The organism is Enterobacter sp. UPMP2052, assembly GCF_053709675.1.
Genome location: NZ_JBSKJR010000010.1, coordinates 95028 through 118324 on the forward strand (window position 1 = coordinate 95028; position 23297 = coordinate 118324).

Consider the following 23297-nt stretch of genomic DNA (forward strand, 5'->3'; position numbering starts at 1 on the left):
CAGTACTATCGGCTCCATCAACGGAAACGTCACGCGAACGCAGGTACTAACCTGAACGTTCACAGCGCCGACCTGATTGCCGGGCAGGACATGACGCTGAATACGATGTAGAGTACCAGAGCGCGGGCATCAGTTCCGGGCGGCACAGGCTTGCCCGGCCCACAGGTGATAAGGAGCTCCCTTTCCAGCGATCCCCGAAAAATCCTGAGTATTTCGTGAAATTCACGGGCAATTTTTGCTCTGCGCAGTGGCCAGAACAGTGGCATCTGGCAGTTTCATTCCATGCTTCTCACACATTTGCGAGCCGCTTTCCAGATCTCTACACTCGCCAACGCACCTTGTTTTCATTGGTCATAAACCAGGTTATAAAACTGTTTATTCATACAGTTGAAGAGACATTTTTATGGCACTGGAAAAAGGTATCGCCACACTGGTTCAGGATTTTATTGCGGCAGGTCGCCCCTCTCCTCGTAATCAGACAATTGTTGACCGACGAGCAGGGTATGTTGCCAGCGCCATACTCGCCGGAAAAACAGAGAAACGCGTCACAGTAGAAACACTGGAACTGGAGGGCGTTACCCTGCGGCTGTTTTCACCGCACAATGCGAAGGAAACACTGCCGGCAGTTATCTATTATCACGGCGGCTGCTTTGTTAGCGGTGGATTTGATACCCATGATAATCAGCTCCGCCAACTGGCGTTTTACGGTGATTGCCGGGTTATTGCGGTTCACTACCGCCTGGCACCCGAGCATGTATTCCCGGCCGCGCATGATGATGCTGAGAAAGGCGCAAATCTGGTCTGGCATTATGCAAACAAACTGGGGGTGGATAAGAACCGGATCAGCCTGTGCGGAGACAGTGCAGGTGGGCATCTGGCACTGGTAACCGCGCTGCGCCTCAACGCTGCCGGTACCTGGCAACCTGCGCAGCTTATTCTTATCTATCCTATGCTGGACGCCACGGCCAGTTATGAAAGCTATGTCCGTAATGGGACAGATTTCGTTATCACCCGCGACACGCTACTTAGCGGCTATGAAATGTATCTGGCTGATACCGACCGCCTGCACCCTGAAGCCAGCCCGCTATGGCGAGACGATTTCAGCGGTCTGCCGCCTGTACACATTATTACGGCTGAGTGTGATCCATTATGCGATGAGGGTGAGGCGCTCCATCAGCGCATGACGGAACAGGGCGTAGAGTGTACGGCTCAGCGCTGGTTGGGTGTAATACATGGTTTCTTTCAGCTTGGCGGCATTAGCCCTTCAGCCCGAGACGTAATTCGGGATATCGCCTGGCGGACCAAAACCGCCGGGCGTTAGCCATAAAACGACTACTCTTCCTCGTTCCCGCCCTCTTCAAACGCGCCATAGGGCCTGGCGGGCAGAACGATATACGTCCCTTCAAACACCGCTCCCGGCGTATCATCGCCGAAGAGCTCGACCTGCATCTGCACGCGCGCCTTGCGGCCTCGCGCCAGGCGGTCGAGATCGCCGCCGAGGGCACCCAGGTCGGCCACCGCGCCTGGCTTACCGCTGATAGGGGCGCTGTAGCGAATATGGGCATCCGCCAGGATGATGGTGCCGCCGAGATGACGCTCGCGCAGCATCAGCCAGATCAGCCCCCAGCCGGTGAGCGTCGCCAGCGAGAACAAGCTGCCGGCAAACAGCGTGTGGTGTGGGTTCTGGTTGCCGGTTTCCGGCATGGTGGTGATGAATTTTTGTCCGGTGTACTGCTGGATACGCACGCCCATCTTTTCGCTGAGCGGAATGTGTTGATACCAGGCCTGCTGCAGCTGTCCGCACCAGTCGGCACGGTGCAGAATATCGTCCAGGGTGGCGATAGGTTTGATCATCAGAAAGTGGCGGATTGGCGTGGTTTGCGGCGCGGCGATTTCGCCCTGATTAACAAAACCGAGCTTGGCGAAGAACTCCACGGCGTCTTCGCGGGCGCTACAGGTCACGCGCTTTACCCCTTCCTGACGCGCGACGGACTCCAGGGTCATCGCCATCAGCGTTCCCAGCCCCTTGTCCTGAACGGAGGGATGTACCGCCATAAACCGGATGGAGGCCTCGTTATCAGCATTGATATACAAACGTCCGACAGCGACCAGGTTGCCCTCTTCATCAACCACCATCTGATGGTGCGCCATGGCGTCCCAGGCGTCGCGCTCTGAACCTTTCGGTTGATGTAACGGCTTGCGCAGCATTTCCCAGCGGAACTGGTAGTAGACCTCTAACTCTTCTTCCGTTTGCGGTACTCGAAGGTGATACATAGGTGTACTCTCTCTTGTTAACCGCGGCCACGCCGCCAGCTGGCTCATACCTGCAGCCAGAAGGTGACGGGGCCATCGTTCACCAGCGAGACCTGCATATCTGCAGCGAATCGTCCGGTTTGCGTATGCATATCCTGTTGGCGACAACGTTCAACAAAGTATTCATAAAGCGCTTCAGCACGATCGGGCGCAGCGCCTCTGGAAAAGCCCGGGCGCATGCCGCGTTCGGTATCAGCTGCCAGCGTAAACTGGGAAACGACCAGCACGCTGCCACCCGCCTGCTGAACGTTCAGGTTCATCTTACCTTCGGCATCGCTGAAGATGCGGTAGCCCAGCACGCGCTCGCACAGGCGATTAGCCTTTTGTTCGTCGTCATCCTTTTCGACACCTAACAACACCAAAAGTCCCGGGCCAATTTCACCCGTCACCTCATCCTCCACGGTGACGCTGGCACGGGTTACGCGTTGAATCAATGCAATCATGGTTGGTCTGCTTCTCGTTGTTTTTCAGCCAGTGCTTCTTGTTTGAGTTCGCGGTAGACCCCGAGAGTGACAGTTATTTCGGCGCCTAGCAAGACGATACACCAGGTCCAGTAAACCCAGACAAACAAAATGGGGATCACCGCCAGCACGCCGTAAATCAGCTGGTAAGACGGGAACATCGTGATGTAAAGGGCAAAGCCTTTTTTGCCCAATTCAAAGAGCACTGCCGCCACCAGCGCCCCAACAACCGCATCGCGATTTGGCACGCGCGTCGTGGGAACGACACTGTAAAGCAGCCAGAACGACAGCCACGACAAAATCAGCGGGAAGATGCGCAAAACGTTATCAATCACGGTGTTGAGATCGCTCGCCCAGCGCAGTGAAAGGAGATACGAGCTGATGGCCAGACTGGCCCCCGCCAGCAGCGGACCCAGCGTCAAAATCATCCAGTACACGGCAAAGGAGTAAACCTTGGGGCGAACCTTTTTGCTGCGCCAGATCGCGTTAAGCGCGCTATCAATGGAGTACATCAGCAGCAGCGCCGTGACGATTAGCCCGCATGCGCCGACGGCGGTCATTTTGCTGGAGTTGGCAACGAACTGCTCGATGTAGTTCTGAATCACATCGCCCGTTGCCGGAATGAAGTTCGCAAACACGAAATGGCGAAGCTGCAGGCTGACGTCCGAAAACATGGGGAAGGCGGAAAACAGCGCAAAAATAACGGCCACCAGCGGCACGAGCGAAAGCAATGACACATAGGCGAGATTACCCGCCAGCGTGGTCATGTTGTCCTCATCAATGCGGTGCCAGAGGAGTTTCAGCCACGCACGCAGCGGACGCGTGTGGTGCGTGGCTTTTTGATGAACGGTTTTTAGCATAACTGCTTCGCAAAGTAGTCCGGTATCGTCTCTTTTCCGGTCACCAGAATAGAGGTGATGCCTAGCTGGTTAGCGCCTTCTATATTATCGGCATTGTCGTCGAAAAAGACCGCATCGGCGGCAGTGAAACCTTCCGATTGCAGCACGGCCTGATAGATCCGCGCTTCCGGTTTGCGCATGCCCATCTCCTGAGACAGGTAGATTTTGTCTGCAGCAGTCTGGATCTCAGGGTACTCATCAGGCCAGAACGTGGTATGCAGGCGGTTGGTGTTCGACAGGACCACCACACGGTGCCCCTGCTCGCGCAGTTTTTGCATGATCGCGATCACTTCCGGGCGGATCGCCACAAATACCGCCTGCCAGCCGTGAGAAAACTGCTCATAGCTTAACGGCAGATCCATTTCATGGCTGAGACGCTCAGCGAACTCTTCGTCGCTGATTTCACCGCGCTCGTGCTGATGGAAAGTCTCACCCATCTTAAAATTCTGTTTTATCGTCGCCAGCGGTACACGGCTAAAATCGCTCCATGCGCCCAGCACTCGATTAAAATCGATATCGACGATTACATTTCCTAAGTCAAAGATATAAAGCATGTTTATCTCCTTTTCGCCGTGGAAAAGTAACTGTAGCGGGAAAGATAAGGTTTGGCTATGCGCCAGATTCAGCTTCGGGAAAGGCACAACCCGACCACACCGTCGGGCCGTGAAAGGAATTAACCCGGCACGTGGTCGTTAACGACCACCACCTCGACTTTGCTGGATTTGAGATAGTTTTGCAGCGCGGCACCCGGACCTTCGTCGGTGAAGAGCGCCGTCGCCTGCGCCACGTTGCCAATCTCGACCGCAGCCGAGGCGTGGTACTTGGTGTGATCGGCCGCCAGCAAAATGTGTCGGGCGTGGGCCATCATCGTTTTCACCACACTGGCCTCGTTGACATCAAACTCCATCATCGCACCGTCCTGCTCAATCGCCCCGACGCTGGTGACCAGGTAATCAGCCCGAAAGCCCGAGACGAACGCCGTGGCGGCAGCGCCGATGATGCCCCCGTTATGCGGGCGTAACGTCCCGCCCGGCACCATCACCTCAAAGCGCGGATTTTTGTAGAGAATGTGCGCCACCCGCAGGCTGTTGGTGATGATGCGCAGGTGGTTATGGTTTAACAACGCCCGCGCAACGTGCTCCACCGTTGTACCAATGGTGATAAACACGGTAGACCCATCGGGAATGTAATCAGCTATGGCTTCGGCAATGGCCCGCTTCTCTTCCGTCAGGGAGACTTCGCGCTGTTCAAAGGCCGTGTTGACCACGCTTGACGCCCGCCCCGCGCCACCGTGATGACGCGTGATCAGCCCCTGCTCGCTCAGCTTACGAATATCCCGTCGTATCGTCTGCGTCGAGACATCCAGCAGCTGCGCCAGTTCATCGATGTTCATATAGCCACGTTCGGCGATAAGCGTAAGCAGCCGATCGTGACGCGGGTTACCGGTCAATTCGGTAAGGCTCATGGGTTGTCCTTTGAAAACCATCACATTGAGCATTTTATACAAAAAGTGACAAGAAAGAGCGGGTTTGATCACAGTCAGGGATCCCCGCACGTCCGCCGGGGCGGGTACACTTCAGCGCCGCGACCGCGCTGGCAAAGCGCACGGCGTCCTGTACAGGCGCGCGCTGCGCCAGGCTGACCGCCAGCGCACCGTGAAAAACATCCCCCGCGCCCGTGGTATCCACAACGTCCACGCTGAATCCTGGCTGATGGCAAAGCTGTCCGTTCTCCAGCCAGTAGCACCCTTCACTGCCCTGCGTAACGTAGACGTGACCGTTTGTGAGCGTTTGTGCTTTATTGAGCGCCTCCTCCGTCTCCTCCCGCTGCGCTAAACGCCGCAGGCCCGGTGCGGAAAAGGCCGCATGGTCGCTTAGCGCAATCAGCTCAGCAATGTCCTGCGGCGTGATATCCGCATCAAGCAGGGTTGGCACCCCCTGCTGGCGCGCAAGGGTGAACGCCTGCTTTGCGCCGTCGTGCCAGCGCACGTCCGCCAGCACCATATCCCACTGTGAAAAATCGATATCCGCAAGCCAGTCTGCGTCTGGCGGAAGGTCAGGGCTGGGGTAGTTAGCGATAATCCGCTCCCCTTTCGCATCCACCAGAACCGCCGACTGCGAAGAACGCGCCCCCTTCACCACGCGGGTAAAACGCGTCTTCACCCCCAGGGACTCCAGCTCCGCGAGCAGTCGGTTGCCGGTATCGTCATCACCCACCCGGCCAATAAAGTCCACGCTTGCCCCGAGTTTCGCTGCCGCCACCGCCGCCGTAGCCGCCGGGCCACCGCCCACTTCCGTATAGTTTTGAGCGACATATTTCCCCCCTTCTTTCGGCAAATCATCGAGATACCAGATGCGATCCAGCACGGTAATGCCGACACAAACGATGCGAGTCATGGTCAATCCTTATGCGTTTTTGATGCTCTCATTTTAATTTCACCAAATGTTTAAAAAGTGACCCGTGTCAATTTTTTGACCATAAATTACAAATACGATCAAAAACAGACAACAAAAACGCGCAATACTTGACACGATGTGACAGGAGAGAGAGATGTCAGCAATCGCATTTATCGGTTTAGGGCAGATGGGCGCGCCAATGGCGAAGAATCTGCTGAAGCACGACCATTCGCTTCGCGTCTTCGACGTGAACCCGCAGGCCGTACAGGCGCTGGTGGACTGCGGCGCGCAGGCAGCAGAAACGCCTGAACAGGCAGCAAGAGGGGCCGAGTTTGTCATCACCATGCTGCCAAATGGCGACCTGGTGCGCTCGGTGTTGTTTGGCGAGCTGGGCGTGTGTGAAGGATTATCCCGCGACGCGCTGGTCATTGATATGTCCACTATTCACCCGCTGCAGACCGACGCCCTGATCGGCGAAATGGCTGAGTTAGGTTTCAGCATGATGGATGTTCCCGTCGGACGTACCTCCGACCATGCCATCGCCGGGACATTACTCCTGCTGGCGGGCGGCACGGCGCAGCAGGTTGAGCGCGCCACCCCGGTGCTGATGGCGATGGGCAACGAACTGGTCAACGCGGGCGGCCCGGGCATGGGGATCCGCGTGAAGCTTATCAACAACTACATGAGCATCGCCCTCAATGCGCTTTCCGCCGAGGCGGCCGTGCTGTGTGAAGCGCTCGGCCTCTCCTTCGATGTCGCGCTGAAGGTGATGAGCGGTACGCCAGCGGGTAAAGGCCACTTCACCACCTCCTGGCCGAACAAGGTGCTGAAAGGCGATCTTACGCCCGCCTTCATGATCGACCTGGCGCATAAAGATCTGGGGATCGCCCTGGATGTCGCAAACCAGCTGCACGTCCCGATGCCGCTGGGTGCCGCCTCGCGTGAGGTCTATAACCAGGCGCGCGCCGCCGGACGCGGGCGCGAAGACTGGACGGCCATTCTTGAACAGGTTCGCGCATCCGCCGGGCTGAAAAAAACACACTGACAGGAAAGGATTGAGAAATGACGACGTACACCCTGAACGATATCACCCGGCCTTCCGGCGGTTTTGCAATGCTGGCCGTTGACCAGCGCGAGGCGATGCGCCTGATGTTTGCCGCGGCGGGTGCCCCGGTGCCGGTCAGCGACCAACACCTGACCGATTTTAAGGTCAACGCGGCCAAAATTCTCTCGCCGTATGCCTCTGCGATCCTGGTCGACCAGCAGTTTTGCTATCGCCAGATTATCGAGCAGCAGGCGGTGGCCAAAAGCTGCGCAATGATTGTGGCCGCCGACGAGTTTATTCCGGGGAACGGTATTCCGGTCGACAGCGTGGTGATTGATAAAAATATCGACGCACAGGCGGTTAAACGCGACGGCGGTAAGGCGCTGAAACTGCTGGTGCTCTGGCGCAGCGACGAAGATGCGCAGCAGCGTCTGGAGATGGTGAAGGCGTTTAACCAGCTGTGTCACGACAACGGATTGCTGAGCATTATCGAGCCCGTTGTTCGCCCGCCGCGTCGCGGGGCCACCTTTAATCGCGAACAGGCGATTATCGAGGCGGCAAAAGAGCTCGGCGACAGCGGTGCCGATCTCTACAAGGTGGAGATGCCCCTGTTCGGCAAGGGTTCTCAGCAGGCGCTGCTGACCGCCTCGCAGAAGCTGAACGAGAACATCGCCATGCCGTGGGTGATCCTCTCCTCCGGCGTGGACGACAAACTCTTCCCCCGCGCGGTACAGGTTGCCATGCAGGCGGGCGCATCCGGTTTCCTCGCTGGTCGGGCCGTCTGGTCATCGGTGGTGGGTCTGCCGGACACCGAAATGATGCTTCGCGATATTTCTGTACCGAAATTGCAGCGTTTGGGTGAGATCGTCGACGAAATGATGGCTCGCCGTTAAGAAAGGACCTGAACATGAAATGGTTTAACACCCTGAGCCACAACCGCTGGCTTGAGCAAGAGACTGACCGCATTCTCGATTTCGGTAAAAACGCCGCCGTGCCGACCGGCTTCGGCTGGCTGGGCAATAACGGCCAGGTGCGTAGCGATATGGGCACCCACCTGTGGATCACTGCCCGCATGCTGCACGTTTACGCCGTAGCCGCCAACATGGGGCGTCCCGGCGCGTATGCGCTGGTTGAGCACGGCATCAACGCCCTTAACGGCCCGCTGCGCGACAGCCAGCACGGCGGCTGGTACGCCTGCGTTAACGACGAGGGCGTGGTCGACGCCTCCAAGCAGGGTTATCAGCACTTCTTCGTGTTGCTGGGTGCGGCAAGCGCCGTAACCACCGGCCACCCGCAGGCGCGCCCGCTTCTCGACGAGGCGATTGCAGTGATCGAGCGCTATTTCTGGAGCGAAGAGGAGCAGATGTGCCTCGAATCCTGGGATGAAGCATTCAGCAAGACCGAAGATTACCGCGGCGGTAACGCCAATATGCACGCCGTGGAAGCCTTCCTGATCGTCTATGACGTGACGCACGATCGTAAATGGCTCGACCGCGCCCTGCGCATTGCCTCGGTGATTATTCACGACGTGGCGCGCAAGGGAGATTATCGCGTTAACGAGCATTTCGACACTCACTGGAACCCGATCCGCGATTACAACATCGATAACCCCGCCCACCGCTTCCGCGCCTACGGCGGCACGCCGGGCCACTGGATCGAGTGGGGCCGCCTGATGCTGCACCTGCGTGCCGCGCTGGAAGCGCGCTTTGAAACACCGCCAGCGTGGCTGCTGGAAGATGCGAAAGGCTTGTTCCACGCCACCATCCGCGACGCCTGGGCGCCCGACGGGGCCGATGGTTTTGTCTACTCCGTGGGCTGGGACGGCAAGCCTATCGTGCGCGAACGCGTGCGCTGGCCGATCGTCGAGGCGATGGGCACGGCCTATGCGCTCTATACGGTCACCGGCGAGGCGCAGTACGAGACGTGGTATCAGACGTGGTGGGATTACTGCATCAAATACCTGATGGATTACGAAAACGGGTCTTGGTGGCAGGAGCTGGACATCCATAACGAAGTGACCACCAAAGTCTGGGACGGCAAGCAGGATATCTATCATCTGCTGCACTGCCTGGTGATCCCCCGCCTGCCGCTGGCACCGGGCTTAGCCCCTGCCGTAGCCGCCGGTTTGCTGGACAGCCTGGCTAAATAATAAAAACGGAGTTTATATGCGTACCCTACATGATATTGATTTAAAGAATACTGAAACAGGTTTCACCCTGCGCTGGCAGGATCGCCTGATTGTGTCCCACTCCGCCGATGCGCCCTGCCTGTGGATCGGTGCGGGTGAGGCGGACATTGAGATGTTTCGCGGCAACTTCAGCATCAAAGATAACCTCAATGAGAAGATCGCGCTGACCGAGGCTACGGTTACGCAGCAAGACGCGGGCTGGGCGATCCGCTTCACCCGCGGCGACGCGGTGAGCGCCACGCTGCGGATCGGTGTGGATGCAGAAGGTCGTCTGGAGCTAAAGCTGCAAAACGACGCCACCAGCCATAACCGCATCTGGCTGCGGCTGGCAGCGCAGCCGGAGGATCATATCTACGGCTGCGGGGAGCAGTTCTCCTACTTTGACCTGCGCGGCAAGCCGTTCCCGCTGTGGACCAGCGAGCAAGGCGTGGGCCGTAACAAGCAAACTTACGTGACCTGGCAGGCCGACTGTAAAGAGAACGCCGGGGGCGACTACTACTGGACCTTCTTCCCGCAGCCCACCTTTGTGAGCACCCAAAAGTACTACTGCCACGTCGATAACAGCTGCTACATGAATTTCGACTTCAGCGCGCCGGGCTACCATGAGCTGGCCTTCTGGGAAGATAACGCCACGCTGCGCTTCGAATGTGCAGAAACCTATGTCGATCTGCTGGAAAAACTCACCGCCCTGCTGGGCCGTCAGCCGGAACTGCCGGACTGGGTTTATGATGGCGTGACGCTCGGCATTCAGGGCGGCACCGACGTGTGTCAGCAGAAGCTCGACGCCATGCGTAACGGTGGCGTGAAGGTGAACGGTATCTGGGCGCAGGACTGGTCCGGCATTCGCATGACCTCCTTCGGCAAACGCGTGATGTGGAACTGGAAGTGGAACAGCGAGCTTTATCCGCAGCTGGATACCCACATTCCGCAATGGAAGCAGGAGGGCGTGCAGTTCCTCTCCTACATCAACCCGTACGTCGCCAGCGATCGCGACCTGTGCGAAGAAGCAGCGAAACGCGGCTATCTGACCAAAAACGCCGAGGGTAAGGATTACCACGTCGAATTCGGCGAGTTTTACGCGGGCGTTATCGACCTGACCAACCCCGAAGCCTATGACTGGTACAAAGAGGTCATCAAAAAGAACCTGATCGAACTGGGCTGCGGCGGCTGGATGGCCGATTTCGGCGAGTATCTGCCGACCGACACATTCCTGCATAACGGCGTAAGCGCGGAAATTATGCATAACGCCTGGCCTGCGCTGTGGGCGAAATGTAACTACGAGGCGCTGGAGGAGACCGGCAAGCTCGGTGAGATCCTGTTCTTTATGCGCGCGGGCTATACCGGCAGCCAGAAGCACTCGGTGATGATGTGGGCTGGCGATCAGAACGTCGACTGGAGCCTCGACGACGGCCTGGCCTCGGTTGTTCCCGCGGCGCTCTCGCTGGCGATGACCGGCCACGGCCTGCACCACAGCGATATCGGCGGTTATACCACGCTGTTCGGGATGAAGCGCAGCAAAGAGCTGCTGCTGCGCTGGTGCGATTTCAGCGCCTTCACGCCGATGATGCGTACCCACGAAGGCAATCGCCCTGGCGATAACTGGCAGTTCGACGCCGACGCCGAAACCATCGCCCACTTCGCGCGGATGACCAGGGTTTTCACCACGCTGAAGCCGTATATCAAAGCCGCGGTTGCGCAGAACGCTAAAACGGGCCTGCCGGTGATGCGCCCGCTGTTCCTGCACTACGAAGACGACGCGCGCGCCTACACGCTGAAGTATCAGTACCTGTTTGGCCGCGATCTGCTGGTGGCACCCGTTCACGAAGAGGGCCGCACCGACTGGACCCTGTACCTGCCACAGGACACCTGGGTGAATGCCTGGACGGGAGAAACCTGTCAGGGCGGTGACGTGACCGTTGAAGCCCCGCTCGGCAAACCGCCGGTGTTCTATCGCCAGCAAAGCGAATGGGCAGATCTGTTTAGCACCTTACGTCATATCTGATAAGGCTCGCCCGCAGGGAGACCTGCGGGCAGACGGAGAACAATAATGAGTCAACATACTTCTGATCCGGCAACCCTACGCCTGCCGTTTAAAGAAAAACTCGCCTACGGGATGGGCGATCTCGGCTCTAACATCCTGCTGGATATCGGCACGCTGTACCTGCTGAAATTTTACACCGACGTGCTGGGCCTGCCGGGCACCTACGGCGGCATTATCTTCCTCATCGCCAAGTTCTTTACCGCCTTTACCGATATGGGTACCGGGATCATGCTTGATTCCCGGCGCAAGATTGGGCCGAAGGGCAAATTCCGCCCGTTCGTGCTGTATGCGGCGTTTCCGGTCACGCTGCTGGCGATTGCAAACTTCGTCGGCACACCGTTTGAGATGACCGGCAAAACGGTGATGGCGACGGTGCTGTTCATGCTGTACGGCCTGTTCTTCAGCATGATGAACTGCTCTTACGGCGCCATGGTGCCCGCCATTACCAAAAACCCGGACGAGCGCGCCGCGCTGGCGGCCTGGCGTCAGGGTGGCGCGACGCTGGGCCTGCTGCTGTGTACCGTCGGCTTTGTCCCGGTGATGAACCTGATTGAAGGCAATGATCAGCTGGGCTATATCTTTGCCGCCACCCTGTTCTCGTTGTTCGGGCTGTTCTTTATGTGGTGGTGCTATAAGGGCGTGACCGAGCGCTACGTCGAGGCGCAGCCCGCTAACCCCGCTCAAAAACCGGGCCTGCTGCAGTCATTTCGCGCCATCGCCGGCAACCGCCCGCTGTTTATCCTCTGCATTGCCAACCTCTGCACGCTGGGGGCCTTTAACGTCAAACTCGCCATCCAGGTCTACTACACGCAGTACGTTTTGAACGACCCGATCCTGCTGTCGTACATGGGCTTCTTCAGCATGGGCTGTATTTTTATCGGCGTGTTTATGATGCCCGGCGCGGTGCGTCGCTTCGGTAAGAAAAAGGTCTACATCAGCGGGCTGATGATTTGGGTGGCCGGCGATCTGCTCAACTACTTCTTCGGCGGCGGCTCGGTGAGCTTTGTGGCGTTCTCATGCCTGGCGTTCTTCGGCTCCGCGTTTGTGAACAGCCTGAACTGGGCGCTGGTGTCCGATACCGTGGAGTACGGCGAGTGGCGCACCGGCGTGCGCTCCGAAGGGACGGTCTATACCGGGTTTACCTTCTTCCGTAAGGTTTCCCAGGCGCTGGCGGGCTTTTTCCCGGGGATCATGCTGACGCAAATCGGCTATGTGCCCAACGTGGTGCAGTCTGACGGAACGGTTGAAGGGCTACGGCAGCTGATATTTATCTACCCGAGCCTGCTGGCGGTCATCACCATCGTGGCGATGGGCTGCTTCTACAACCTCAACGAGAAGATGTATGTGCGCATCGTGGAAGAAATTGAACTGCGCAAACGTACGGCCTGAATGACTTGAGTGCGCGCCCTGCGGGGCGCGTTGAGGATCGACCATGACACACACTCCTGATCCGTTAACCCTGAAGCTGAGCCTGCGCGAGAAGTGCGCCTATGGGATGGGCGATTTTGGCTCGAACCTGATGCTCTGTATCGGCACGCTGTATCTGCTGAAGTTTTATACCGACGAGCTGGGTATGCCCGCCTTTTACGGCGGCATTATTTTTCTGGTTGCGAAGTTTTTTACCGCCTTTACCGACATGCTGACCGGGGTGCTGCTGGACTCCCGGCGTCATATCGGCGCGAGGGGAAAGTTCCGGCCATTCATTCTGTATGCCTCCGTACCGGTGGCGCTGGTTGCCACGGCGCAGTTTATGGCCAACGATTTTAGCCTGACGGTGAAAACGGCCCTCGCCACCGTGCTCTTTATGATGTTCGGCCTGTGCTATAGCCTGATGAACTGCTCTTACGGTGCGATGGTGCCGGCCATCACCAAAAACCCGAACGAACGTGCGCAGCTTGCGGCCTGGCGTCAGGGCGGCGCGACGGTGGGGCTGTTACTCTGCACCGTCGGCTTTATGCCCATTCAGGCGCTGTTCGTCAGCCAGCCCTCTCTCGGCTATCTGGTGGCCGCGCTGGTATTTGTCACCGGCGGCTTATTCTGCATGTGGTGGTGCTACAGCGGCGTAAAAGAGCGGTATGTCGAGATCTCGCCCGATCACCATAAGCCCGGCATCCTGAAGTCATTCTGCGCTATCTTCCGCAACCCACCGCTGCTGGTGCTGTGCATCGCGAACCTCTGCACCCTGGCGGCGTTTAACATCAAGCTGGCGATTCAGGTCTATTACACCCAGTACGTGCTCAACGATCTGCATTTGCTGTCGTGGATGGGTTTTTTCAGCATGGGCTGCATTCTGATTGGCGTGTTTCTGGTGCCCGGTGCGGTGAAGCGTTTTGGCAAGAAGCCGGTCTATCTGGGCGGGCTGGCGCTGTGGGCGATAGGCGATGTGCTGAACTTCTTCTGGGGGACCAGCTCGCTGCTGTTCGTGCTCTTTTCCTGTATGGCCTTTTTCGGCACGGCGTTTGTGAACAGCCTGAACTGGGCGCTGGTGCCGGATACGGTAGATTACGGCGAATGGAAAACGGGCATTCGCGCCGAAGGGTCGGTGTATACCGGCTATACCTTCTCGCGCAAAATCTCCGCCGCCCTCGCCGGATTCCTGCCGGGCATAATGCTGACGCAGATTGGGTATATTCCTCATGCCGTGCAGAGCGCCAGTACGCTGCTCGGCTTGCGCCAGCTAATTTTCCTCTGGCCGTGCGGCCTGGCGATTATCGCCGTCGTGACCATGGGACTCTTCTATAAACTCAACGAAGCGCGCTTCGCGTTTATTATCGAGGAGATCGGCAAACGGAAAAAAACAGCGGAAGTTATGGCCGCGTACGGTCCGGAAAAGCGGGTTTCCGCCACCAGCGTTTAGCCATAAAAAAAGCCGCTGAGGGATCAGCGGCTTTTTACTTGCCGGGTGGCGCGTACGCTTAACCCGGCCTACGGAAGACCGTATTACTCTTCTTTCGCACCGCGCATAGCACGTTTACGATCGTTCTCGGTCAGGTGACGTTTACGGATACGGATAGACAGTGGGGTCACTTCTACCAGTTCGTCGTCATCGATGAATTCCAGCGCTTGCTCCAGCGTCATCTTGATCGGTGGAACCAGAACCGTCGCTTCGTCAGTACCGGACGCACGCATGTTAGTCAGTTTCTTACCGGTCAGGCAGTTTACAGTCAGGTCGTTAGAACGACTGTGAATACCGATGATCTGGCCTTCGTAAACTTCTGCACCGTGGCCCAGGAACAGCTTACCGCGGTCCTGCAGGCTGAACAGGGCGAACGCAACCGCTTTACCCTGACCGTTGGAGATCAGAACGCCGTTGTTACGCTGACCAACTTCGCCTGGACGAACGTCGTCGTAGTGGCTGAAGGTGGAGTACAGCAGACCGGTACCAGAGGTCATGGTCATGAACTCAGAACGGAAGCCGATCAGGCCACGGCTTGGGATCACGTAGTCGAGACGTACGCGGCCTTTGCCATCTGGATTCATATTTTTCAGGTCGCCTTTACGCTCACCCAGAGCCTGCATGACAGAACCCTGATGCTGCTCTTCAACGTCCAGCGTTACGTTCTCGAACGGCTCTTGTTTACGGCCATCGATTTCGCGGAAGATAACTTTCGGACGGGAAACCGCCATCTCGAAACCTTCACGACGCATGTTTTCGATCAGAACTGACAGGTGCAGCTCACCACGACCGGAAACGCGGAAAGCGTCCGCATCTGGGGTTTCTTCAACGCGCAGCGCAACGTTGTGCACCAGCTCTTTGTTCAGGCGGTCAAGGATCTGACGAGAGGTAACGAACTTACCTTCTTTACCACAGAACGGAGAGGTGTTGACGTTGAAGAACATGGATACGGTTGGTTCATCAACGGACAGGGCTGGCAGCGCTTCAACATTCTGCGGGTCGCAGATGGTGTCGGAGATGTTCAGCTCACCCAGACCGGTGATGGCAATGATGTCGCCCGCTTCAGCGATGTCGCTATCGATACGCTCAAGACCCAGGTGAGTCAGCACTTTGCCCACTTTACCGTTACGGGTTTTGCCTTCGCTATCGATGATAGTGACCTGCTGGTTAGGCTTAACTTTACCGCGCTTGATACGACCGATGCCGATAACACCAACGTAGTTGTTGTAATCGAGCTGAGAGATCTGCATCTGCAGGGTGCCGTCGAGATCAACGTTTGGTGCAGGAACACGGTCAACAATCGTCTGATACAGCGGGGTCATGTCTTCCGCCATATCTTCGTGGTCCAGACCTGCAATACCGTTCAGCGCAGACGCGTAAACGATAGGGAAGTCGAGCTGCTCGTCGGTCGCGTCGAGGTTAACGAACAGGTCGAATACCTGGTCTACAACCCAGTCAGGACGCGCGCCCGGACGGTCAACTTTGTTGATAACGACGATTGGCTTCAGACCATGGGCAAACGCCTTTTTGGTCACAAAGCGCGTCTGCGGCATTGGGCCATCCATTGCGTCAACGACCAGCAGAACGGAGTCTACCATGGACATTACACGTTCAACTTCACCACCGAAGTCGGCGTGGCCTGGGGTATCAACGATGTTGATACGGTAGTCATTCCATTTGATGGCGGTGTTTTTGGCGAGGATGGTAATCCCACGCTCTTTCTCCAAATCGTTGGAGTCCATCACACGCTCTTGAGTTTCGGCACGAGCATCAAACGTACCGGACTGCTGCAGCAGCTTATCAACCAGGGTAGTTTTACCATGGTCAACGTGCGCGATGATGGCGATGTTACGCAATTTTTCGATCACAACTTTGCCTCAGGCATTTAGAAATAGCGCGTTATTGTACACGGATTAATCGCACTACAAAACAGGATCACAAACATCCCCCGCAAACAAGTATTGCAGAGATGCTTTGTGATCGCTTTCACGGAGCGGTAACAGGGCACTTTAACGTAAATTGCACCAATATGGTGCTCAATGTTCACATTGAAGCACTATACTGGTGCAACAAATCCATTGTAGTGCAGGTCTTTTGCACTATGGTGCGCATGATAACGCCTTTTGGGGGTGTTTTAAAAGTTGGCACAGATTTCGCTTTACAAAAATACGCCAAAAAAATGGCTCGCAGCCAGGCCAAAGCAGAATTTGAAGACCTCGTTACCACGACGACAATGACCAATCTGGAGAGTTAAGTATGTCCGCTGAACACGTTTTGACGATGCTGAACGAACATGAAGTGAAGTTTGTTGATCTGCGCTTCACCGATACCAAAGGTAAAGAACAGCACGTCACAATTCCTGCTCATCAGGTAAACGCCGAATTCTTTGAAGAAGGCAAAATGTTTGACGGCTCCTCCATTGGTGGCTGGAAAGGTATTAACGAATCCGACATGGTTCTGATGCCAGATGCCACGACTGCGCTCATTGACCCGTTCTTCGAAGAGTCTACGCTGATCATCCGTTGCGATATCCTTGAGCCAGGCACGCTGCAGGGCTATGACCGCGACCCGCGTTCCATCGCGAAACGTGCTGAAGAGTACCTGCGTTCTACCGGTATTGCAGACACCGTTCTGTTTGGGCCAGAGCCAGAGTTCTTCCTGTTTGACGACATTCGTTTCGGCGCGACCATTTCGGGTTCCCACGTGGCTATCGATGACATCGAAGGCGCATGGAACTCTTCCACCAAATACGAAGGTGGTAACAAAGGTCACCGTCCTGGCGTGAAAGGCGGTTACTTCCCGGTTCCTCCGGTCGATTCTTCACAGGACATCCGCTCTACCATGTGTCTGATCATGGAAGAGATGGGCCTGGTCGTTGAAGCGCATCACCACGAAGTGGCGACCGCTGGCCAGAACGAAATCGCGACCCGCTTCAACACCATGACCAAAAAAGCGGACGAGATTCAGATCTACAAATACGTTGTTCACAATGTGGCGCACCGTTTCGGTAAAACCGCGACCTTCATGCCAAAACCGATGTTTGGCGATAACGGTTCCGGTATGCACTGCCACATGTCTCTGTCCAAGAACGGCACCAACCTGTTCGCTGGTGACAAGTATGCCGGTCTGTCCGAGCAGGCGCTGCACTACATTGGCGGTGTGATCAAACACGCTAAAGCCATCAACGCCCTGGCGAACCCAACCACTAACTCCTACAAGCGTCTGGTCCCAGGCTACGAAGCGCCGGTCATGCTGGCCTACTCTGCCCGTAACCGTTCTGCGTCTATCCGTATCCCGGTTGTTGCGTCTCCGAAAGCGCGTCGTATCGAAGTGCGCTTCCCGGATCCAGCGGCTAACCCGTACCTGTGCTTCGCCGCGCTGCTGATGGCCGGCCTGGACGGTATCAAGAACAAGATCCACCCTGGCGAAGCCATGGACAAAAACCTGTACGACCTGCCGCCAGAAGAAGCGAAAGAGATCCCACAGGTTGCAGGCTCTCTGGAAGAAGCCCTGCAGGCGCTGGACGCAGACCGTGAGTTCCTGACCGCGGGTGGCGTGTTCACCGACGAAGCTATCGACGCTTACATCGCACTGCGCACCGAAGAAAACGACCGCGTACGCATGACGCCACACCCGGTTGAGTTCGAACTGTACTACAGCGTTTAATGAAGAATGAAAACTCTGCACGATGTGTCGTGAGAGTTTAAAAACCAATGGATTTCTTGCTACAGCAAGGCGGCAATTGAGTGAGTCCCCGGGAGCTTACATCAGTAAGTGATCGGGGTGAACGAAAGCAGCCAACGCAGCTGTCGCGAGAAAGACGCAGGTTTTAGTTGCCGTGGAAACTTTCAGCCCATCTTCGGATGGGCTTTTTTCTCCACCAACAAACTGATCTCACGCGCTTTTTTCGTCTAAAACGCTATACTGCACTAAATTAGTGCAGCCAACTCCAGGAGACTGCTGAATGGCAACTGGCACGCTGCCCGATGCTGGGCAGATCCTCAATTCTTTGATTAACAGTATTTTGCTGGTCGACGACGAGCTGGCGGTGCATTACGCCAACCCGGCGGCGCAGCAATTGCTCGCCCAAAGCGCGCGCAAACTGTTTGGTACCCCGCTTCCTGAACTGCTGAGCTATTTTTCGCTGAACATCGCACTGATGCAGGAAAGCCTGCTGGCGGGTCAGGGGTTTACCGATAATGAAGTGACGCTGGTGATCGACGGGCGCTCGCACATTCTATCGCTGACGGCGCAGCGCCTGCCTGATGGCCTTATCCTGCTGGAAATGGCCCCGATGGATAACCAACGACGCCTGAGTCAGGAGCAGCTCCAGCACGCTCAGCAAATTGCCGCTCGCGATCTGGTGCGCGGCCTGGCACATGAAATCAAAAACCCGCTGGGCGGATTACGGGGCGCAGCGCAGCTGTTAACCAAAGCGCTGCCGGACCCGGAGCTTGCCGAGTACACCAACGTCATCATTGAGCAGGCAGACCGCCTGCGTAATCTGGTTGACCGCCTGCTCGGGCCGCAACAGCCTGGCATGCATATCTCTGAAAGCATCCACAAAGTGGCTGAGCGCGTCGTGAAGCTGGTCTCGATGGAGCTGCCGAAGAACGTCACGCTGGTGCGTGATTACGACCCAAGCCTGCCGGAGCTGGCGCACGATCCGGACCAGATTGAACAGGTTCTGCTGAATATTGTACGCAACGCGCTCCAGGCGTTAGGCCCGGAGGGCGGCGAAATCATTCTGCGCACCCGCACCGCGTTCCAGCTGACGCTTCACGGCGAACGCTATCGTCTGGCGGCGCGTATCGACGTTGAAGATAACGGGCCGGGTATTCCACCGCATTTGCAGGACACCCTGTTCTACCCGATGGTCAGCGGCCGCGAGGGCGGCACCGGTTTAGGGTTATCCATTGCCCGTAATCTGATCGACCAACACTCCGGCAAAATTGAATTTACCAGTTGGCCGGGACATACCGAGTTTTCGGTTTTCCTGCCGATTAAAAAATAAAGGTGACGTTTATGCAACGAGGGATAGTCTGGGTAGTCGATGACGATAGCTCCATCCGTTGGGTGCTTGAACGCGCACTCACGGGGGCAGGATTAACCTGTACGACGTTTGAAAGCGGCAGCGACGTGCTTGATGCCCTGACCACAAAAACGCCGGACGTGCTGCTCTCCGATATTCGCATGCCGGGTATGGACGGTCTGGCGCTGTTAAAGCAGATCAAGCAGCGCCATCCTATGCTTCCGGTCATCATAATGACGGCGCACTCCGATCTGGATGCAGCCGTCAGCGCCTACCAGCAAGGGGCATTTGATTATCTGCCTAAGCCGTTTGATATTGACGAAGCGGTTGCGCTGGTTGAGCGCGCCATCAGCCACTATCAGGAGCAGCAGCAGCCCCGCAACGCGCCCGTTTTTGGCCCGACGGCGGATATTATCGGTGAAGCGCCTGCCATGCAGGATGTGTTTCGCATTATTGGCCGCCTGTCGCGATCGTCCATCAGCGTTCTGATTAACGGTGAATCGGGAACGGGTAAAGAGCTGGTCGCGCATGCGCTGCATCGCCATAGCCCGCGCGCAAAATCGCCTTTCATCGCCCTGAACATGGCGGCCATTCCAAAAGATTTGATTGAATCCGAGCTGTTCGGCCATGAAAAAGGGGCGTTTACCGGGGCGAATACCATTCGTCAGGGGCGTTTCGAACAGGCCGACGGGGGAACACTGTTCCTGGATGAAATCGGCGATATGCCGCTGGATGTTCAGACCCGCCTGCTGCGCGTGCTGGCTGACGGTCAGTTTTATCGCGTGGGCGGCTACGCTCCGGTAAAAGTGGACGTGCGCATTATTGCCGCCACCCACCAGAACCTGGAACTGCGCGTGCAGGAGGGCAAATTCCGCGAGGATTTGTTCCATCGCCTGAACGTTATCCGCGTTCATCTCCCGCCGCTGCGTGAGCGTCGGGAGGATATTCCCCGCCTGGCGCGTCACTTCCTGCAGGTCGCCGCGCGTGAACTCGGTGTGGAAGCCAAACTGCTCCATCCGGAGACCGATGCGGCCCTCACCCGGCTGGCATGGCCGGGTAACGTGCGTCAGCTGGAAAATACCTGCCGCTGGCTTACGGTGATGGCGGCGGGCCAGGAAGTCTTGATTCAGGATTTACCGGCAGAACTCTTTGAGGCCACCGCCCCAGAAAGCAACACCGGCTCTACGATTTCGGACAGCTGGGCGACGCTTCTGGCGCAGTGGGCCGACCGCGCGTTGCGTTCCGGTCATCAAAACCTGCTTTCCGAAGCGCAGCCTGAGATGGAGCGCACGCTGTTAACTACCGCGCTGCGCCATACGCAGGGACATAAACAGGAGGCGGCTCGCCTGCTGGGATGGGGCCGTAATACCCTGACGCGTAAGCTGAAAGAGCTGGGAATGGAGTGATCTTTACCGCTGTGTAAAGATTATTAATTGAGCGCAAATTGCCGTTATTTTGCGCTTTACTGTTCCGATGAGTTTTGTATGATCGTGCCCGGAAATTTGGGGGGACCATCATGCTGGAATCATTAATCACTCTGCTCTCAAGCGGAGCCGCTGAAAGCCACACGCCGCAAACCGCCGTTGCTGCCGTCCTGTGTGCAGCGCTGGTGGGGCTGCTTAGCTAGCGAGCTGGCGATGAGAATCCGGGTGACGGCTTCGCCTTACCCGGCCTACAAAAGCGTGAAACGTAGGCCGGGTAAGCGAAGCGCCACCCGGCATTGCCGCTTAAATCACCCGCGAGAACTGCTGTAAACGCGCCTTTTGCCGCAGATAGGCGTCAAAGCACATGCAGATATTACGGATCAGCAGACGCCCTTTTGGCGTAACCACAATCGCGCTGTCCGTGACGTCCACCAGCCCATCTTTTGCCAGCGGCGCAATCAGCTTCAGATCTTCCGCAAAGTAATCGCTGAACTGCAGATCCCACAGCGCTTCAATCTCGCTGAAATCGAGGCGGAAGTTGCAGATAAGCGCTTTAATCACATCCCGACGAATACAGTCGTCGCGCGTTAACGCGATGCCGCGCCACAGCGCGTTGCCGGTGTCATCCACCTGCTGATAGTACAGCTTCAGCTCTTTCTGGTTTTGCGCGTAGCAGTCGCCAATCATGCTGATGGCGGAAACGCCCATCCCGAGCAGATCGGTATCGCCCTGGGTGGTGTAACCCTGGAAATTGCGGTGCAAGACCCCTTCACGCTGGGCGATCGCCAGTTCGTCATCCGGACGGGCAAAGTGGTCCATACCGATAAACTGATAGCCGGTTTCGGTCAGCGACGCGATGGTTTCCTGCAGGATATCCAGCTTCTGCTGGGCAGAAGGCAGATCGGCATCTTTAATTTTGCGCTGAGCGGCAAACAGCGTCGGGAGATGCGCGTAGTTAAATACGCTCAGGCGATCCGGATTCAGTTCGGCCACGCGCCTGAGCGTAAAGGCAAAGCTCTCTGGCGTCTGCTTCGGCAGGCCGTAGATCAGGTCAATATTGGTCGAGGTAAAGCCGATATCGCGCGCGTGGTTGAGCAAGGCAAAGATAAATTCTTCGTCCTGCTCACGGTTCACCAGACGCTGCACCTCTTTATTGAAGTCCTGCACGCCCATGCTCAGGCGGTTGAAACCTTCTGCGCGTAAGTGATCCAGGACATCCAGCTCAATTTCGCGCGGATCGACTTCGATCGAGATTTCGGCATCGTCGTTAAACCTGAAGTTGCCGCGCAGCAGCGTCATCAAACGGCTGATTTGTGCTTTATTGAGATAGGTTGGCGTGCCGCCTCCCCAGTGCAGCTGGCTAACCTGACGGCCAGCAAACAGCGGTGCGCGGTGCAGGATTTCCTGCTCAAGCGCATCCAGATACTGGTCGGCCTTATGCTGCTGGCGGGTCACGATTTTATTGCAGCCGCAGAAATAGCAGAGCTTGTGGCAGAAAGGAATGTGGACGTAGAGCGACAGCGGGCGCTCGGGGTAGCGCGCGACGGCCTGCTGAAAATCAGCCTCACCGAAAGCGTCGGAAAACTCCAGCGCCGTGGGGTATGAGGTATAGCGCGGCCCGGAATAGTTATATTTCTGGATCAGGGCCAAATCCCAGTCGATTGATGGTACAGACATGCTCACTCCTTCCGTTGGTGTCGCGTTCGTATACGGCGGCCCGTTCTGGCCCCATTGCGGGCCATCATTCGGGTGCGCAGCCACGTCTGTCGCCGCGACAACCGCCGTAGTTTAACGAATAACCACACCAGATAACATATAACCGGAAGGGTTATAAGCAGGACGACTGTACCTGCCGGGTGCAAATGTTAGTTTCCACCCTTCAGGAGACGCATCATGTCTTCCTGCTTTTCTTCTTCCTCTTCGTCGTCTTCATCATCGTAAGACAGACCAAGCTTCTGCATCAGCTCGTCGATGCGGTCCAGTTTGGCATCCACCCAGGACTGCTCTTCTGCGGTCAGGGTTTCACCTTCTTCAAGACGTTCCAGCAGCGCGTCCAGGCGCTCGTCGTTCTCCAGCATGTCCAGCTCAGCCTGCGGTGAAAGCATAGGTTTCTCGCTCTTTGGTTTGTGCTGCTTAGTGACCGGGGTGTCTGTCACGCCCAGAGGAATGGGCGTTTTGCTGCCAATACGCGGATCTTTCTGCTGTTTGTTTTTAGCAGAAGCGCCTGCTGCACCGTCACCGCTTGTACGGCTACCCGCAGCATGACCACGATGTTTTTTATCGCGTTTGCGATCGCGCGCTTCCTGGTTCAGTTCTTCGCGCGTTTTGCGGCGTGCTTTTGCAGGGCGCTTAGCACCCGCTGCGGATGTCGGTTTTTTCATGATGTTTTATCTTAACGTCGTTTTATTCAGTATAGAATTGCGGCGAAATCTAGCAGAAAGCAAGCAAAGAAAAAAGGCGACAGAGCAATCTGTCGCCTTTTTTCCTGACTCTCAACCCTTAACGGGTTACACAATCCGTGTTTGCCTACAACAAACCCTGTTTATCCGTTGGCTGATACCGTCCGTGATACGGTTCCGTTTCCTGTTAAAACGCCTCCAGG

The 23297-nt window shown here is 56.7% G+C and carries 21 protein-coding genes; 12 read left to right on the plus strand and 9 right to left on the minus strand.

What is annotated here, in order from left to right:
• Positions 1-403: 403 nt before the first annotated feature.
• Positions 404-1321: an alpha/beta hydrolase gene (locus ACWKX3_RS19835; RefSeq protein WP_454542273.1), complete on the plus strand. Its 918-nt coding sequence runs from the start codon at positions 404-406 to the stop codon at positions 1319-1321.
• Between the two features lie 11 nt (positions 1322-1332).
• On the opposite strand, the gene fabY is transcribed toward ACWKX3_RS19835, so the two are convergent.
• From fabY to ACWKX3_RS19865, 6 genes are all read right to left on the minus strand, one after another.
• Positions 1333-2274 carry a fatty acid biosynthesis protein FabY gene (gene fabY, locus ACWKX3_RS19840; protein WP_042322650.1) on the minus strand — a complete coding sequence of 314 codons (942 nt, stop codon included), beginning with the start codon at positions 2272-2274 and terminating at the stop codon, positions 1333-1335.
• Positions 2275-2318: 44 nt separating this feature from the next.
• Positions 2319-2756, minus strand: coding sequence for a D-aminoacyl-tRNA deacylase (gene dtd, locus ACWKX3_RS19845; protein WP_137903751.1), 438 nt, complete (start codon positions 2754-2756; stop codon positions 2319-2321).
• Positions 2753-3634 (minus strand): virulence factor BrkB family protein, encoded by an 882-nt coding sequence (locus ACWKX3_RS19850; RefSeq protein ID WP_006179120.1) that lies wholly within the window; start codon positions 3632-3634, stop codon positions 2753-2755. Before ACWKX3_RS19850 ends, dtd begins: the two co-directional genes overlap by 4 nt.
• Positions 3628-4227 carry a glucose-1-phosphatase gene (yihX, locus tag ACWKX3_RS19855; RefSeq protein WP_042322647.1) on the minus strand — a complete coding sequence of 200 codons (600 nt, stop codon included), beginning with the start codon at positions 4225-4227 and terminating at the stop codon, positions 3628-3630. Before yihX ends, ACWKX3_RS19850 begins: the two co-directional genes overlap by 7 nt.
• A 119-nt stretch (positions 4228-4346) precedes the next feature.
• Positions 4347-5138 (minus strand): DeoR/GlpR family DNA-binding transcription regulator, encoded by a 792-nt coding sequence (locus ACWKX3_RS19860; protein ID WP_042322644.1) that lies wholly within the window; start codon positions 5136-5138, stop codon positions 4347-4349.
• A gap of 34 nt (positions 5139-5172) precedes the next feature.
• On the minus strand, positions 5173-6069 hold the full coding sequence (locus ACWKX3_RS19865) for a sugar kinase (protein WP_454542274.1): 897 nt from the start codon (positions 6067-6069) through the stop codon (positions 5173-5175).
• Positions 6070-6223: 154 nt separating this feature from the next.
• Here ACWKX3_RS19865 and yihU point away from each other — a divergent pair, with 154 nt between their 5' ends.
• The 6 genes from yihU to ACWKX3_RS19895 are packed head-to-tail and all read left to right on the plus strand — an operon-like array spanning position 6224 to position 14200.
• On the plus strand, positions 6224-7114 hold the full coding sequence (yihU, locus tag ACWKX3_RS19870; RefSeq protein WP_006179116.1) for a sulfolactaldehyde 3-reductase: 891 nt from the start codon (positions 6224-6226) through the stop codon (positions 7112-7114).
• Between the two features lie 17 nt (positions 7115-7131).
• Positions 7132-8007, plus strand: a complete 876-nt coding sequence (gene yihT, locus ACWKX3_RS19875; RefSeq protein ID WP_454542275.1) for a sulfofructosephosphate aldolase — start codon at positions 7132-7134, stop codon at positions 8005-8007.
• Between the two features lie 14 nt (positions 8008-8021).
• Complete coding sequence (gene yihS / locus ACWKX3_RS19880) at positions 8022-9263, plus strand: sulfoquinovose isomerase (RefSeq protein WP_058610705.1); 1242 nt, start codon at positions 8022-8024, stop codon at positions 9261-9263.
• 16 nt (positions 9264-9279) lie between these two features.
• Complete coding sequence (locus ACWKX3_RS19885) at positions 9280-11304, plus strand: alpha-glucosidase (protein WP_454542276.1); 2025 nt, start codon at positions 9280-9282, stop codon at positions 11302-11304.
• 45 nt (positions 11305-11349) lie between these two features.
• Complete coding sequence (locus ACWKX3_RS19890) at positions 11350-12732, plus strand: MFS transporter (RefSeq protein WP_006179112.1); 1383 nt, start codon at positions 11350-11352, stop codon at positions 12730-12732.
• Positions 12733-12775: 43 nt separating this feature from the next.
• Positions 12776-14200: an MFS transporter gene (locus ACWKX3_RS19895; RefSeq protein WP_454542277.1), complete on the plus strand. Its 1425-nt coding sequence runs from the start codon at positions 12776-12778 to the stop codon at positions 14198-14200.
• A gap of 83 nt (positions 14201-14283) precedes the next feature.
• Here ACWKX3_RS19895 and typA read toward each other — a convergent pair whose 3' ends face one another.
• Positions 14284-16107: a ribosome-dependent GTPase TypA gene (gene typA / locus ACWKX3_RS19900; RefSeq protein ID WP_006179110.1), complete on the minus strand. Its 1824-nt coding sequence runs from the start codon at positions 16105-16107 to the stop codon at positions 14284-14286.
• Positions 16108-16208: 101 nt separating this feature from the next.
• On the opposite strand from typA, the gene ACWKX3_RS19905 reads away from it, so the two are divergent.
• The 5 genes from ACWKX3_RS19905 (at position 16209) to ACWKX3_RS19925 (ending at position 20898) form a co-directional block, all read left to right on the plus strand.
• Positions 16209-16493 carry a hypothetical protein gene (locus ACWKX3_RS19905; RefSeq protein WP_042322639.1) on the plus strand — a complete coding sequence of 95 codons (285 nt, stop codon included), beginning with the start codon at positions 16209-16211 and terminating at the stop codon, positions 16491-16493.
• A gap of 2 nt (positions 16494-16495) precedes the next feature.
• Positions 16496-17905, plus strand: a complete 1410-nt coding sequence (glnA, locus tag ACWKX3_RS19910; protein WP_006179107.1) for a glutamate--ammonia ligase — start codon at positions 16496-16498, stop codon at positions 17903-17905.
• A gap of 298 nt (positions 17906-18203) precedes the next feature.
• Positions 18204-19253: a nitrogen regulation protein NR(II) gene (gene glnL, locus ACWKX3_RS19915; RefSeq protein WP_088209358.1), complete on the plus strand. Its 1050-nt coding sequence runs from the start codon at positions 18204-18206 to the stop codon at positions 19251-19253.
• Between the two features lie 11 nt (positions 19254-19264).
• Positions 19265-20677, plus strand: coding sequence for a nitrogen regulation protein NR(I) (gene glnG, locus ACWKX3_RS19920; protein ID WP_006179104.1), 1413 nt, complete (start codon positions 19265-19267; stop codon positions 20675-20677).
• Positions 20678-20787: 110 nt separating this feature from the next.
• The gene (locus ACWKX3_RS19925) at positions 20788-20898 is read left to right on the plus strand and encodes a YshB family small membrane protein (RefSeq protein ID WP_042322634.1); all 111 of its coding nucleotides are present in this window, start codon (positions 20788-20790) and stop codon (positions 20896-20898) included.
• Between the two features lie 100 nt (positions 20899-20998).
• Here the strand turns inward: ACWKX3_RS19925 and hemN are convergent, their stop codons facing one another.
• Positions 20999-22372 (minus strand): oxygen-independent coproporphyrinogen III oxidase, encoded by a 1374-nt coding sequence (gene hemN, locus ACWKX3_RS19930; protein ID WP_454542278.1) that lies wholly within the window; start codon positions 22370-22372, stop codon positions 20999-21001.
• Positions 22373-22560: 188 nt separating this feature from the next.
• Positions 22561-23076 (minus strand): Der GTPase-activating protein YihI, encoded by a 516-nt coding sequence (yihI, locus tag ACWKX3_RS19935; RefSeq protein WP_006179102.1) that lies wholly within the window; start codon positions 23074-23076, stop codon positions 22561-22563.
• Positions 23077-23297: the final 221 nt, after the last annotated feature.

Bases quoted from the DNA above. Each gene is read 5' to 3' on its own strand.
- yihI (WP_006179102.1), bottom strand. From the start codon at position 23,076: ATGAAAAAACCGACATCCGCAGCGGGTGCTAAGCGCCCTGCAAAAGCA.
- ACWKX3_RS19905 (WP_042322639.1), top strand. From the start codon at position 16,209: ATGCTTTGTGATCGCTTTCACGGAGCGGTAACAGGGCACTTTAACGTA.
- yihS (WP_058610705.1), top strand. From the start codon at position 8,022: ATGAAATGGTTTAACACCCTGAGCCACAACCGCTGGCTTGAGCAAGAG.
- ACWKX3_RS19890 (WP_006179112.1), top strand. From the start codon at position 11,350: ATGAGTCAACATACTTCTGATCCGGCAACCCTACGCCTGCCGTTTAAA.
- ACWKX3_RS19925 (WP_042322634.1), top strand. From the start codon at position 20,788: ATGCTGGAATCATTAATCACTCTGCTCTCAAGCGGAGCCGCTGAAAGC.
- glnA (WP_006179107.1), top strand. From the start codon at position 16,496: ATGTCCGCTGAACACGTTTTGACGATGCTGAACGAACATGAAGTGAAG.
- yihX (WP_042322647.1), bottom strand. From the start codon at position 4,227: ATGCTTTATATCTTTGACTTAGGAAATGTAATCGTCGATATCGATTTT.
- ACWKX3_RS19835 (WP_454542273.1), top strand. From the start codon at position 404: ATGGCACTGGAAAAAGGTATCGCCACACTGGTTCAGGATTTTATTGCG.
- yihT (WP_454542275.1), top strand. From the start codon at position 7,132: ATGACGACGTACACCCTGAACGATATCACCCGGCCTTCCGGCGGTTTT.
- hemN (WP_454542278.1), bottom strand. From the start codon at position 22,372: ATGTCTGTACCATCAATCGACTGGGATTTGGCCCTGATCCAGAAATAT.
- dtd (WP_137903751.1), bottom strand. From the start codon at position 2,756: ATGATTGCATTGATTCAACGCGTAACCCGTGCCAGCGTCACCGTGGAG.
- yihU (WP_006179116.1), top strand. From the start codon at position 6,224: ATGTCAGCAATCGCATTTATCGGTTTAGGGCAGATGGGCGCGCCAATG.
- ACWKX3_RS19860 (WP_042322644.1), bottom strand. From the start codon at position 5,138: ATGAGCCTTACCGAATTGACCGGTAACCCGCGTCACGATCGGCTGCTT.
- ACWKX3_RS19850 (WP_006179120.1), bottom strand. From the start codon at position 3,634: ATGCTAAAAACCGTTCATCAAAAAGCCACGCACCACACGCGTCCGCTG.
- ACWKX3_RS19885 (WP_454542276.1), top strand. From the start codon at position 9,280: ATGCGTACCCTACATGATATTGATTTAAAGAATACTGAAACAGGTTTC.
- glnL (WP_088209358.1), top strand. From the start codon at position 18,204: ATGGCAACTGGCACGCTGCCCGATGCTGGGCAGATCCTCAATTCTTTG.
- glnG (WP_006179104.1), top strand. From the start codon at position 19,265: ATGCAACGAGGGATAGTCTGGGTAGTCGATGACGATAGCTCCATCCGT.
- fabY (WP_042322650.1), bottom strand. From the start codon at position 2,274: ATGTATCACCTTCGAGTACCGCAAACGGAAGAAGAGTTAGAGGTCTAC.
- ACWKX3_RS19865 (WP_454542274.1), bottom strand. From the start codon at position 6,069: ATGACTCGCATCGTTTGTGTCGGCATTACCGTGCTGGATCGCATCTGG.
- ACWKX3_RS19895 (WP_454542277.1), top strand. From the start codon at position 12,776: ATGACACACACTCCTGATCCGTTAACCCTGAAGCTGAGCCTGCGCGAG.